Below are 13,278 nucleotides of genomic sequence, written 5' to 3'. Positions count from 1 at the left end.
AGGAGTCTGGACTTGACTGAGATTTCTAACATATTTGGTGACACTTGTATATTTATATCATTATTATCAATATTATATTTAGAAACATATTCTAAATAACCATCTAAATTCATAATATATAAACTGTAAATTATATAATAAAAAACATTAAATGCAACAGTGATTAACACATGTAATATTGATGGTTTAACAAAGATTATTGCTATTGAAGAAATTAAGCAAGGAATAATAATAGTTAAAACAGTTGATAAAAATAAATTTATATCTAAGCCCAAATAAGCTAAATAAATATAAAAAATACAATTTACTAAAATCGAAATAAGTGCTAATTTCATACAATCACCCTATTACTTTTGAAACTAAAATATTATAAATCCAATGAACACTTATAGATGCCCTAAGACCAAAAGCATATCTTAATAAATATAATAAAATACTAGATGGAAATCTAATTAATAAATTTGTTATTATTGACTCATTTAAATGTAATAACAAAGAAAACAATAAAGAACCTATAATAATTGAATTGATAAAACTAAAATTATTTAATAGAATTTTATAAACAACTTCTCTAAATAAATATTCTTCTCCCATTGCAATTGTTAAATAAAATAATGTTAATTTAAAATCATCAAAAAAATAAAACACTAAAATAAAAATAATTGTGTAAATTAATATATTTGAAAATTTATACATTGAGTATGGATCGAATTTATAAGAAAAAATTGAAGAAAGATAAGTAGGTATTATTAAAAAACAGATGTTAATACTTAACAATAAAACTATAAACTCTAAAAATTCTGATTTTATTAGATAAGCAGTTAAGCCTATTAATAAATTTAGCATCATTGAACTACTGAGTATTATACAAATAATTGCAAATATACAAATTATTCTTCGATTTTTTAAGATTGATATTACCATTTAATATGACGGCCACGATAGCCGATATAAAATCTACCAATTGAGAATTGGAATATATCTAAAAGTTTTAACATAATCATCTCTCCTTTCTCCTACTTATCAGTGTAATAATAATAATATATTTATACAATAAAAACAATATTTTATTTTGTACCATTCAATAAAAGGTAAACTCATTTTTCGTACAATCCTTTTCTAAAGCCATTATTAACTTAAAATAAAAGGTTCTACGCAAACATCGGTTGATAAATAAAAAAATTATTTAATTATAATAAGATTAAGCGACAAGGTGGAAATCAGACTTTTTTTAGTCTTGGTTTCCTTTTTGTTTTTTTAAATAATCGTTCTTTGATGATTATACGACATTTGAAATTCTCGAAGTTACGATAACCGTAAGCTATACGTTTTTGAACTTTAATTTTATTATTAAAACCTTCGATAGGTCCATTTGATAAATGTGGAAAATTGAACGTATTCATAATATGTGGTGAAAATTTATCGAATGTATTTAATACTCTATTTAAACCTTTAGAAATAGATGTTTCGTCTTTAATACAACTAAAGAACTTTTCCGATTGATTGAGTTTTAAAGCCCGTCTAAGCTGATGGCCTACTTGATGCGTAAATTTAAGTATGTCATTTCCTTCTAGCATATAATCCAAGACACCTTGAGGTGTCATCCATTTGTCGAAGAGTTTAACAGGGCCATAAACAAAGCTTTCTAGATTTTCTGTATCGGTAAGAAATATCTTCCAATGCCGTTTTAACTTATTATAAAATCGGTGATCTGTGTATCTAACTTCATTCATCAAACGGATACGCGCAGTGTTAATTTCTCTATTGATAGATTGAACAATGTGAAAACGATCAATAATGATGCGCGCATTAGGGAATAATTCCTGAATCATGTAAATATAAGCTTTAAACATATCAATGGAAACAGTTTTTACTTTTTTACGTTCTTCTAAAGAAAAATGATAAAAGTAGTCAAGAACAAATCGTTTTTTACGACTTTCGATGATATCTCCAAATTGATGTGTTAAGCCATCACAGTACACCATGCTCATTTGACCGTTTACTGTTTTAAGTTCATCAATCATAATGTGTTCTGGTAAGGATTTAGATGGTGTCTGAGCTATCTCTTTAGCTGCTTCATTAATAATACGCGTAACCGTATGGAATGAGGTATTGGTACTTTCACTAATAGATTTGACCGAACGGTCTTGAACACTTTTATTTAAGATTATTTTTTTGTATTATTTGAAATCACACAATGTTTGTCTACTATTTCAGATTGAGCGACAAAGGTACTATGGCATTGGCGACATAAAAAACGTTGTTTTTTGAGCGAAATATACGTAGGAACTTCTGAAACTTTAGGTACTTTAATTAATATTTGGCGTTTACCATTTTTAACAATACGATGGTTTTCATTTGGGAAGCCACAGTTCTCACAATGATTAGGCGTATAAGTTAATGTGCCAAAATAACATTTAGCTGTTATATATCCATTGGAAAAACGTTCTACACGGTTTTCCAAAATAATATTTTCATCTTTAATTTCTAATGTTTCTGCGATACAATTACTCATAAGCGAGATATCTCTCCTTTTATTTGGTTTGGTCACTTAATATTATAGAGATATTTGCGCTCTTTTTGTATAAAAAATGCGGTTAATGAAACAATCAATTTGTTTCATCAACCGCATTTCTCTTAGAACCAAATAAAAAACACCTTACATCTTGGTAAGGTGTTACTAAAGTCAATATTTTACAATCTATTTATTATAGTTTTACAACGTTTGCAGCTTGAGGACCGCGGTCGCCTTCAACTACTTCAAATTCAACTGATTGACCTTCTTCTAATGATTTGTAACCATCTTGGTTAATTGCTGAGAAGTGTACGAATACGTCGTTTTCACCTTCAACTTCGATAAAACCAAAACCTTTTTCAGCGTTAAACCATTTAACTGTACCTTGTTTCATAATTCTGAAACCTCCAAGACTAAATTCTTTCAATATGCATTATTCGCATATTACAAAAAATACATGTGACAATTATGTATGAATAACGAAACGCTATAAATAACTCTTACAGATATTCTTTGCAATATGGAATAAAACCATTGCTTAGTAGTAATTATATGTTAGTTCTTACCAAATTGCAATACAATTATAGAAAATTATCTTTTAATTAATTTTTGGTAGATTATAATATACTTCTTTATTATTTAATACAATAAAACTATAAAATATTTGTAAGTCTTCTTCGCAATCTTCACAAAAGTTTAAATCACAGTTGTTATAAAATGCATGAATATTGTATTTACCAACAACATAATTATCATAATCATTTTTACTTTTTGCAATTATATTTTTATAGTAATCAATCATTTCAGCATACGTTGAAAATTGATGTTGTTCAACAATTTTATCTGTCCAGTCACTAAATAACCACCATCCCTCGTAGTCAGCTCTGATCTTGGTAACTGTCCACATATATAAATCCCCTCTCAATTAACCTATAATACTTATTTTAACTATTTTATATCTGAATTAAAAATATAATGGCTCATACTTTTGACTGATAGCCTCTTGACTCAATAGTAAATATTAGTTTTTTAGTATAAAACTACGTATAATAAGTGTAAGAGGTGATACTATGAAGCAAAAGCATTTACAAGTGTTTGGAACTGTTCAAGGTGTAGGTTTTCGATATTACACTCAAAGATTAGCAAACAAATATCATGTTAAAGGTACAGTTCAGAATGTAGATGATTATGTTGAAATATATGCAATAGGTAATGACGATAATATTGATCAGTTTATTAATGCTGTGATCAATGGTGCATCACCTGCTTCACATGTTACACACTATGAACTTGAAGAAACTAATTTGAGTGAAGATTTTACAGACTTTAAATCGATTTAAATATAAAAAGGAAGATGTCATTTGAGATACAATATTTCTCGACTTTTTGGCGTGATTGTGGGGGTTCCAGTAGCAATAGTGTCATGGTTGATCAGCGTTTTTGGCTTTGATTTATCATTCATTATTGATGGTTTAATAGGAATTGGGATGTTTTTTGTGTCCTACTTCCCTACTCAACGACTTACGTCTAAGAAGTATTTAACAGAAATTGGCCTTTCACGAAGAGACTATTGTTACGTGAGAAACCATTTAAAGCAAACCCAAGACAAGATACGTACTATATTGAAGTCATTTATCAATGTAAGATCTATTCAGGATTTTAGACAAATAAATGATATCTATAGAATATCAAAGTCTATTCACTTTGCTGTTAAACAACGACCAGCAATGTTCTTTAAAGTTGAAAGTTTCTTTTATTCACATATAGACAATGCTTTAAATTTAATTGAGTCGTATACTCGACTGGCTAAAATGCCAAAAAAATCAGTTGAAGAAAAGCAAAAATTAGAACAAACACGTATCACGCTAGATGAAGTGAAACGTACACTAATTGCTGATTTGAAGAGAATCAATGAAGATGATTACGAACGTCTAGATGTTGAAATGCAACTTAATAAATTGGAACAAACACGTCATAAAGATAAATAGAATAAAGAAATGGAGCGATTTACTTAAATGTCTCGAGATGAACAATTTAACAACGCACATCCATTAGATGATTATATAGAACAACAACAGTTTAATAATTTGAATAATGAAAACAACATTAACCTAGCACATGATAATACAGTTTTAGACGATTTTCATCAACAATTTACTGATAAAGAACTACAAAAGATTGAAACTATTAGTCAACAAATTAAACCTTTAGATAATGATGGGTTACTAACTTATGGAACTCATTTACAAGAAAACATGTCTCAATTCTCGCATAAAATGTTGGATGAAGTGCAGACAAAAGATATTGGACCTGTTGGGGATTCACTTAATCAGTTAATGTCAAAACTAAAAGCCGTCAACCCTGATGAATTAAATCCAGAGAAACAATCTAAGTTGAAACGTTTATTTAAACGTACGAAAGCTTCTATTAATGAAGTATTTTCAAGAATGCAATCTGTTAGTTCGCAAATTGATAGAATTACAATTCAGCTTGATAGACACAAAAATAATCTATCTAAAGACATTAAATTATTAGATGGTTTATACCAACAAAATAAAGATTACTTTGATGATGTTAATTTATATATTGCTGCTGCTAAAAGAAAAAAACATGAAATACAAGCTGAAGATATTCCAAAATTACAAGCAAATGCGCATCAAAGTGGCAATCAAATGGATATCCAAGCTGTCGCGGATATGGAACAATTTGTTGATCGTTTAGATAAACGCATTTATGATTTACAATTATCTCGTCAAATTGCAATACAAACTGCACCACAAATCCGTATGATTCAAAATGTGAATCAGGCTTTAGCTGAGAAAATTCAAAGTTCGATTTTAACAAGTATTCCTCTATGGAAAAATCAAATGGCGATTGCCCTTACATTGATGAGACAACGTAATGCAGTGTCCGCGCAACGTGCTGTAACTGATACAACCAATGATTTGCTTACGCAAAATGCGGCGATGCTAAAACAAAATGCAATTGAAACTGCAACTGAAAATGAGCGCGGTATTGTTGATATTGAAACACTTAAATCGACACAAAGCGATATTATCGAAACGATAGAACAAACACTTCAAATTCAACAAAATGGTCGCCAAAAACGTAAAGAAGCAGAAAAAGAACTCGTTGGTTTAGAAGATGAATTAAAACAACACTAACTTTCTATGAAGAAAGAATAGCACATAAACAAAAGCACATCACAACTCAATTTGAGTCTGATGTGCTTTTTAATATCTTCGACTTGTTGCAAATTTTGTTAAAGAACTATTCTTTTTGATAAATAATATAGTCCTATTTTACAAACTTAGCGACTATATAACCAATAATGGTAGCAATCACTGCTATGGGGAACCACTCTAATGAATATTGCTTTAATGGTAAAGCATCTATAAATGACATCTTCACCCAACCATTAGAACTAATAACGCTCAAAATTGAAACGATACTAATGACAACAATTGGTATTTGTTGAGCAATTCGCTTAGTTGGTATAAATCTTGCAAGTAAGATAAGTAATACCACAGTTATTGCAACAGGATAAATAATACTCAATACTGGAACAGACATGGATATTACTGCATTTAAACCTAAATTGGACAATATAAAACTAATTAAAGTAAAGAATATTGTATAAGCTTTATACGAAACTTTAGGGAATATTCTATTGAAATACTGACTTACAGCCACTATTAAGCCGCAAGCAGTTGTCAAACAAGCTAATGCAACAATAATACCTAATAAATATTTGCCAAAGACACCAAAACCACTTGCTGCCATTGTTGTTAATAAGTAGGCACCTACATTTTGATCCTTAGCAGTTAAATTTTTAAGTGTTTCATTGTCTACGTTCATATGATTACCTATAAATCCTAATGATACGTATATGAAGATGAGTGCTACAGCTGCAATCAAACCTGACATTACTGTTTGTTTAAATATTTGATCTGCATGTTTTACCCCAGTTGCTTTTATTGCATTCACTACAATCATTGAGAAAGCAATTGCTGCAATTGCATCCATCGTTAAATAACCTTCTGTAAAGCCTTTCGAAAAACTTCCGATAGCTGAACTATAATCAACTTGATTTCCATGAGATGGCGTATTACCACTATAATCGACGAAACCTTTAATAATCATAGCTAAAATTGTTATCAACAATAGTGGCGTCAACAATGATCCGATACGATCTACAATTTTACCTGGATTAATACAAAGGTAAAGAACGATTAGGAAATAAATCAACGTAAATATGAATAGTATAAGATTACTATTTGTATGAGCAATTGGTGTGACAGTCATCTCGAATGAAGTTGAAGCTGTACGCGGAATTGCAAACAGAGGTCCGATTGTTAAATATATAATAATTAAAAATATAATTGAAAATTTAGGTGATATTTTGTTTAAAGAACCTACGTAACCTTGTTTGTCTAGAGCGCCTACAATAACGCCTAGTAACGGTAAGCCAATGCCTGTTAAACAAAATGCGATCACAGCGGGCCAAAAGAAATGACCACTATCTTGACCTAAATTTGGTGGAAAAATAAGATTACCTGCGCCGAAAAACATAGCGAATAACGTAAATCCTACAATCCAAGTATTCTTATTCATAGAATTGCTCCTTTTTATGTGTATGTTTGCAATATTAAACATTCTAGCATAAAAAGGAATTGCAAGTCTATGTGATTTCAGAAAATTTGAAAAGTTGATATATATTTAAAGCTATACTTATACAAAATTTTAAAATGATTTTAGTAGTAATTTTTTGAGTAATGGTGATAGATGGCTTGGAAGATTTTCTACGCCCTCAACAAATAAGGCATATTGTCCATAAATATTATGAATAGTTTGTTCAATGTCTTCTGTAATAACATCTTGACTCAAGAACACATTAAATACTTCAATACCATATTTACGTGCCATTTCTACCCCTTCATACGTGTCTAAAATACCATCTTGCGCATAATTGTAAGCTGAAGGTTCTCCATCAGAAAAGACGATTAGGAAACGTTGATTATGACTTCTTCTTAGTAAACGTTCGCTAGCAATACGTATGGCTACACCGTCACGGTTATCGTCTTGCGGGTGTAACGACATAATTCGTGGCCCGCTTTTTTCCATAGTTGAATAATCGTAATGAACAATTTCATCAATGATGTTAGGTTGTTTACGATCATCAGAATCAAATGCATCTTCATTGAATGCCAGTATTTCATGTTTAACATTTAATGCTTTAAGCGTTTCATGGAAAAGCACAACACCCTTGATTGTTTCCTCCATCTTATCGAACATACTTGCAGACACATCAATTAGTAATGTGAAAGTAGCATCGAACGTCTTACTTAAATCTTGTTTCTTATAAAATAATTTATATTGGTCATCGATAAACCAATTAGTTAAATCTCGTTGTAAACGACCTTTAGTTAAATTGTGACGTTCATCTACATGTTCTCGATCAATCGTCTTTTTAATAATTTGAATTAAATCTTTTGTTTCGAATTGAACATCATTTTTAACATCTTGATATGCTGGCAAGAAATCAGGTTCAATATCAGGTACATTCCATTTAATTTCAACATTTTCATTAATTCCTTTAAGTGCAAATGAAGCGTTCTCGCCAATGAACCCGCCTTCATCGTTGTTCAGTGTATTTTCTGACCCGCGCCCTTTTTTAGTCATCATATCCGTCATGTCGTCTGTGGAATCACCCTCACGCGCAGTATCATTATCACTCATAACCTCACTATTTTCACCCTCATGAAGTTCCATTTCAAGATATGCGCCGCCTTCTGATTTGCTATCTTGAGCTTTTGTTTCAGCTTTAGCAGTTTCTGCATCTGTATCTTCAGATGTATTATCTTTACCGTCAACGTTACTTGCATCCGTGCGTTTCAACTCATCAAATGACATTTCGTGGATTGCTTCATATACCCTGCGAGGGAGATGATAATATTCGTTTAACATATCTTTGTTTAACATATCATCAATTTGAAACATGATGCGTTGTGCTAAGTACATATTATCTTCTGATGTTTCATTTTGGAAAAAGTTAGGTAAGTACAGAAACATTGAATTTAAAATATCATCTAATTGTGAATCTATGGTTGGAATATCATAGAAGTTTTGGCTTAGAAATGCTTTTTCTAAATATAAAAATAACAAGTCAGTATATACTGTTTTAGTCTTATAAAATTTGATTTGAGACTCCGTATAAGACAATCGGGTTTGTAAACGTAAATCTATTAATTTAGCTGTGCTAGGACGTGCAATACGAATATGATTAAACACACGCATATCTTCAAGTAATCTAAAAAGTTGTTGATAGAACTTCGGATGTGCAAATTCATCATCATGAAGTACATTATTAACAATAGTTTCATCCATCATTTGATATCCGTAAGCGGCAAGCATGACATCTGTTTTAAGTCCAGCTTTCTCTATATGGTCGGGACGGTGCGACCAGAACCAACTTGTAATCAATGTGTTGTTGATTGGATCATAATAAGGGAATTTTTGAATTTTAACTTGTGTTTGTTCATTTTTGAGAAGTAAGCGTGCTAAGTCTTGCAACATCATAACTTGCTTAGCATCTAATTGCTCATCATTAAATTTGATAAAACGATCGCTCATAATAATCCCTCTCTAAAAGTTTAATTCAATCGCATTTTTGATTGCTTGTTGTTCACGCTCATCTTCTAATTTATCAATAATCGTACGTTGAATCGCACGTTCAATTGGCATGACAGTAATTAAATCACTTAAGTCAATTAATGCCCTAATACTTGCTGCTTCTTCAGAAATTTGTCCCTGTTTAGACATCGTGCGCAAATCTTCGTTAAATTTAATGATTTGCTCAATAATTGCATCATCTTGAAGTTGGCTTTGCTGTTTAATAACGTCTTTAAGTATATCACCATCAATGTAATCTACTTGAATGACGACAAAGCGGTTTTTTAGAGCTTCATTCATAGGAAGTGTACCTACATACCCTTCGTTAATTGCGGCAATGACATTGAATCCAGGCGCAGCTTTGATCACTTCGCCAGTAAATGGATTAGTAAGTTGACGTCGATAATCTAGCACACCATTGAGAATTGGCAATGTTTCAGGTTTAGCCATATTAATTTCATCGATATAAAGGATATGACCTTCACGCATGGCTTTAATAACGGGACCATCGATAAACACAATTTCTTGTTGCCCTTGATCATTAGTTTTAATTGTTTTGAATCCAAGTAAACTTTCAGCATCTAAATCTACAGAACAGTTGACTTGATGCATTGGTGTATCTACAGTAGCACTAAGTGTTTCGGCTAATTTTGTTTTACCCGAACCTGTAGGTCCTTTTAGTAAAATGTTCTTATTTAAACTAAATAAAGCTTTAGCATCATTGAATACTGACTCATCTGAATTGATATATTGATTTTTAATCATTTTGATTACTTACGCTCCTTCTTTAAAATGAAAAATAGACTAAGAGATTAAATTGAATGAAGGTAATGTATTGTTTAGCACAACCTATACATCATCTAATATCCAAAGTTAACCCCTAAGTCTTAATTTAATCATGAACATACATAACGATTTATACTAAATTTCTTTAAAATATGATTTGTAATAGCCACCAACTAAACCAGAATTATCAATAATTTGATAGTATTCTTCGGTTTCGTTAATCACATCATATTGTTTACCAACTGTTAACATATCAGATACTGTGAATTTTTTTGCATCAGTATTGATAACTTCTACCTTTTTAATTGGTGTACGTGTTTTCCACGTTTCATGTAACATAGCCATAAATTTAAATCCTCCATATTGTCTTTGTATTACTTTTCTAATGTGTAAATAAATGAGATGCCACTATTCTCGGTAATGCGTAATGACTGAGCATCGCCTTGATCTAACGTTTGGTAAGGAATTCCAATATCGTCTAATTCCTTTTGCGCATGTGCGAATGCCTCTTGAGAGTTTGCACTAAACTCAACTTGTTCAACAGTACCTTCTTCTTTTAGTTCAATAGGATCTTTAGGTTGGTATAAATGAATTTCGCCACCTAAACCGCCTTCTCCAATTTGAAACACTTGAATCATTGTTTCAGGAATAGCTGACGATTCATATTCTGCATAATGCGTTAGGTTAAACACATTTGTCAGGATAGAAGCGGTAACCGGTAATTCATTCACTTTAATAATGATAGGTCCCAAACCCTGGATTTGATGAAGTGGGTTTACTGTACTTTCAAAAGTAGGTGTACCTAAACCAACACCAGTATTAAGTTCATTTGAATAAATATCAAAGATTTGGTCGTTATTATCCTCAAAATTAAAATGCTTATTACCATTTAACTCAGTTACTTCACCAAATTTAAGATCATTATCTTTCAATATGGTTTGATACTCTTCTAAACCTGAATCAGATGGTGTTCTTAAACCAACACTAGCGATATGTTGGTTTTGGTATTCAGGATTTGGCACTTCAACAAAGTGAATTCGTGTACCTGGACTTAAATCTGCATCACCAAAACGTAAAGCTTTATTTTTAGTTGCTACATTAAGTCCTAAAATATCTTTAAATAATTTGTTTGTTTTAGAAAGATCACTTGTCCCTAATGTGACACTTCTAAGTCCACTCATGCAATGACACCCCTAATATTTGTCTTTTCCTATTCATTATAACGCATTTTAAATACGATTTATATCATGAACTACATAAAGCATTGGCGAATCCTGAGAATTTCAAAAATCGTATTATATAAATATAAAACATAATAAAGTCTGTTTATAAAATATATTTAATATCCTATAAAACAAAGATATAACTACTCCCCTATCCTTTGATAAATAGGAAGGGGGGGTGTCTAATAGTAAGTTGTTGTTGTAGTAGTTGTTCATTTAAATTTTTGTGATAGTTCGTTTTACATGGTTTTTATTTGTATTTGCAACATTTCGAAGTTTGAGTGTGATAAATATGTGAGCAGTAATATTTATCATTTAACGCCATACTTACATAGCCTAGAAATATAAATTAACATAGTTTAGACTGCTAACTAATAGTGAGTTATTCTAAGGTTGTTGTATGTTCAAATGCCTTTTCAGTACAGTCAGCTACTGTGAATTTTGTAAAATGGTTAACCCGGCTTAAGTAGTTCTAAAATGGATCATGAAACGGAGTTTAGTGTGAGGCCCAATATAGAAAATATCGAATAGACAGTTTTCAAACATAGAAAATTGGACTAGCGAGCTACCAATAGGAAGTATCGTAAATAAAGAAGGGAGTAGGACAGAATTCTTTTTAAATTCGTTGTCCCACCCCCCAAAAGGATGATTAGAACTGAGAAAAGCTTGATTTAAGCGTCTTCTCAGTTCAGTCAGCTACTGCGAATTTGCAAAATAGCTTCATTATATTATTTATGTCTCAGCCTTTATTTAGCTAGGAATGATGCCCCAGCCTTATCAATATTAGTTTGAGGTTATTTTCCGTTATGATTAGCTTTCTAATAGTAGGTCTTCAGGGCTTTCGATCAATTCTTTTATCGTTTTTAAGAATCCTACTGCTTCTTTACCATCAATAATTCTGTGGTCATAACTTAAAGCAATGTACATCATAGGTCTATTTTCAATAGTATCTTTATCGATTGCAATTGGTCGAGTAATAATAGAGTGCATACCAAGAATTGCTGCTTGATTACCGTTGATAATAGGTGTACTCATCATTGATCCAAACACACCACCATTAGTGATTGTAAATGAACCATTGACCATATCATCTAGGCCGAGTTTTTTCTCGCGCGCTTTAACTGCTAGGTCAGCAATCGCTCTTTCAAGTTCTGCAAAGTTTTTCTTATCACAGTCTCGTACGAATGGAACTAATAGACCATCATCAGTAGAAACAGCGACACCAATATCATAATATTGTTTAGTAATCATATCATCGCCATCAATTTCAGCATTTACTTCTGGATATTTCTTCAATGCTGCGACAGCGGCTTTAGTGAAGAATGACATGAATCCTAATTTTGTACCATCATGATCTTTAATAAATTGTTCTTTTTTACGCTTACGTAATTCCATTACGTTTGTCATGTCAACTTCATTAAACGTCGTTAACATAGCTGTATTATTAGATACTTCTAATAATTTTTTAGCAGCTGTTTTCTTTCTACGTGACATCTTTTCTCTAATTACTGGTTTATTAGGCGCACTTGAAGCTTTTTTAGGTGCTTCTTTTTTGCTAGCTTCTTGCGAAGGTTGTGATTGAGTTGATATTTGGCTATTTTCAACATCATCTTTACGAACAACATCATTTCCTTTTCCAGAAACAGTACTTAAATCCACGCCATTTTCACGTGCATGACGACGTGCTGATGGTGTCGCATTAATACGTTGATTGTTAGAAGATGATGGTTCCTCTTCTTTATTAGATTGTGGTTCAGTTGGTTGTGCGTCTTTCTTACCGCTATCATCTGAACTATTAGATTGAGCGTCTTCTGACACCTCTGATTTACTTGCTGATGAATTTCCACTACCTTCACCAACCTTAGCGATGACTTGACCAACTTCTACTGTATCGCCTTCTGAAGCTAACTGTTCTTGAAGTACACCTTCTTCTTCAGAAACTACTTCAACGTTAACTTTATCTGTTTCTAATTCTAAAATAGCTTCGCCTTTTTCAACGCTATCTCCCACATTTTTTAACCATTCTGCAATGGTACCCTCTGTTATAGATTCTGCTAATTCTGGAACTTTTACCTCTGGCAT

15 protein-coding genes are annotated in these 13,278 nt (G+C 31.5%); 3 read left to right on the top strand and 12 right to left on the bottom strand.

Annotated elements, in window-relative coordinates; genetic code table 11:
- The 6 genes from JVV30_RS12560 to msaA form a co-directional block, all read right to left on the bottom strand.
- On the bottom strand, window positions 1-335 hold a 335-nt coding region (locus JVV30_RS12560; RefSeq protein WP_204194328.1), incomplete at its 3' end, for an Msa family membrane protein.
- A gap of 4 nt (window positions 336-339) precedes the next feature.
- Complete coding sequence (locus JVV30_RS13500) at window positions 340-696, bottom strand: CPBP family glutamic-type intramembrane protease (protein ID WP_343283868.1); 357 nt, start codon at window positions 694-696, stop codon at window positions 340-342.
- Window positions 697-1,220: 524 nt separating this feature from the next.
- Complete coding sequence (locus JVV30_RS12555; protein WP_305367116.1) at window positions 1,221-2,129, bottom strand: ISL3 family transposase; 909 nt, start codon at window positions 2,127-2,129, stop codon at window positions 1,221-1,223.
- 38 nt (window positions 2,130-2,167) lie between these two features.
- Entirely contained in the window at window positions 2,168-2,515 is a 348-nt protein-coding gene (locus tag JVV30_RS12550) for a transposase family protein (protein WP_070855608.1), read from the bottom strand.
- 193 nt (window positions 2,516-2,708) lie between these two features.
- A complete protein-coding gene (gene cspA / locus JVV30_RS12545; RefSeq protein WP_002433901.1) occupies window positions 2,709-2,909 on the bottom strand; it encodes a cold shock protein CspA in 201 nt (66 codons plus the stop codon).
- Between the two features lie 204 nt (window positions 2,910-3,113).
- Window positions 3,114-3,422, bottom strand: a complete 309-nt coding sequence (msaA, locus tag JVV30_RS12540; protein ID WP_070855609.1) for a regulatory protein MsaA — start codon at window positions 3,420-3,422, stop codon at window positions 3,114-3,116.
- Between the two features lie 163 nt (window positions 3,423-3,585).
- Here msaA and JVV30_RS12535 point away from each other — a divergent pair, with 163 nt between their 5' ends.
- The 3 genes from JVV30_RS12535 to JVV30_RS12525 are packed head-to-tail and all read left to right on the top strand — an operon-like array spanning window position 3,586 to window position 5,679.
- A complete protein-coding gene (locus JVV30_RS12535; protein WP_070855610.1) occupies window positions 3,586-3,855 on the top strand; it encodes an acylphosphatase in 270 nt (89 codons plus the stop codon).
- A 21-nt stretch (window positions 3,856-3,876) separates the two neighbouring features.
- Window positions 3,877-4,503 (top strand): 5-bromo-4-chloroindolyl phosphate hydrolysis family protein, encoded by a 627-nt coding sequence (locus JVV30_RS12530; protein WP_204194327.1) that lies wholly within the window; start codon window positions 3,877-3,879, stop codon window positions 4,501-4,503.
- A 27-nt stretch (window positions 4,504-4,530) separates the two neighbouring features.
- A complete protein-coding gene (locus JVV30_RS12525; RefSeq protein ID WP_070855611.1) occupies window positions 4,531-5,679 on the top strand; it encodes a toxic anion resistance protein in 1,149 nt (382 codons plus the stop codon).
- 133 nt (window positions 5,680-5,812) lie between these two features.
- Here the strand turns inward: JVV30_RS12525 and brnQ3 are convergent, their stop codons facing one another.
- The 6 genes from brnQ3 to sucB form a co-directional block, all read right to left on the bottom strand.
- Entirely contained in the window at window positions 5,813-7,129 is a 1,317-nt protein-coding gene (gene brnQ3, locus JVV30_RS12520) for a branched-chain amino acid-like transporter carrier protein BrnQ3 (RefSeq protein WP_070855612.1), read from the bottom strand.
- A gap of 129 nt (window positions 7,130-7,258) precedes the next feature.
- Window positions 7,259-9,148, bottom strand: coding sequence for a vWA domain-containing protein (locus JVV30_RS12515; RefSeq protein ID WP_070855613.1), 1,890 nt, complete (start codon window positions 9,146-9,148; stop codon window positions 7,259-7,261).
- A 12-nt stretch (window positions 9,149-9,160) separates the two neighbouring features.
- Complete coding sequence (locus JVV30_RS12510; RefSeq protein WP_053030879.1) at window positions 9,161-9,952, bottom strand: ATP-binding protein; 792 nt, start codon at window positions 9,950-9,952, stop codon at window positions 9,161-9,163.
- Between the two features lie 156 nt (window positions 9,953-10,108).
- Window positions 10,109-10,312: a DUF6501 family protein gene (locus tag JVV30_RS12505; protein WP_075108497.1), complete on the bottom strand. Its 204-nt coding sequence runs from the start codon at window positions 10,310-10,312 to the stop codon at window positions 10,109-10,111.
- 35 nt (window positions 10,313-10,347) lie between these two features.
- The gene (locus JVV30_RS12500; protein WP_204194326.1) at window positions 10,348-11,154 is read right to left on the bottom strand and encodes a VOC family protein; all 807 of its coding nucleotides are present in this window, start codon (window positions 11,152-11,154) and stop codon (window positions 10,348-10,350) included.
- An 852-nt stretch (window positions 11,155-12,006) separates the two neighbouring features.
- A complete protein-coding gene (gene sucB / locus JVV30_RS12495; protein WP_204194325.1) occupies window positions 12,007-13,278 on the bottom strand; it encodes a dihydrolipoyllysine-residue succinyltransferase in 1,272 nt (423 codons plus the stop codon).

The organism is Staphylococcus sp. GDY8P47P (genome assembly GCF_016892225.1).
In the GTDB taxonomy this organism is placed as follows: Bacteria; Bacillota; Bacilli; order Staphylococcales; family Staphylococcaceae; genus Staphylococcus; species Staphylococcus borealis.
Note: the sequence above shows the minus strand (reverse complement) of the source record. Positions and strands in the feature narration are given on the sequence as shown.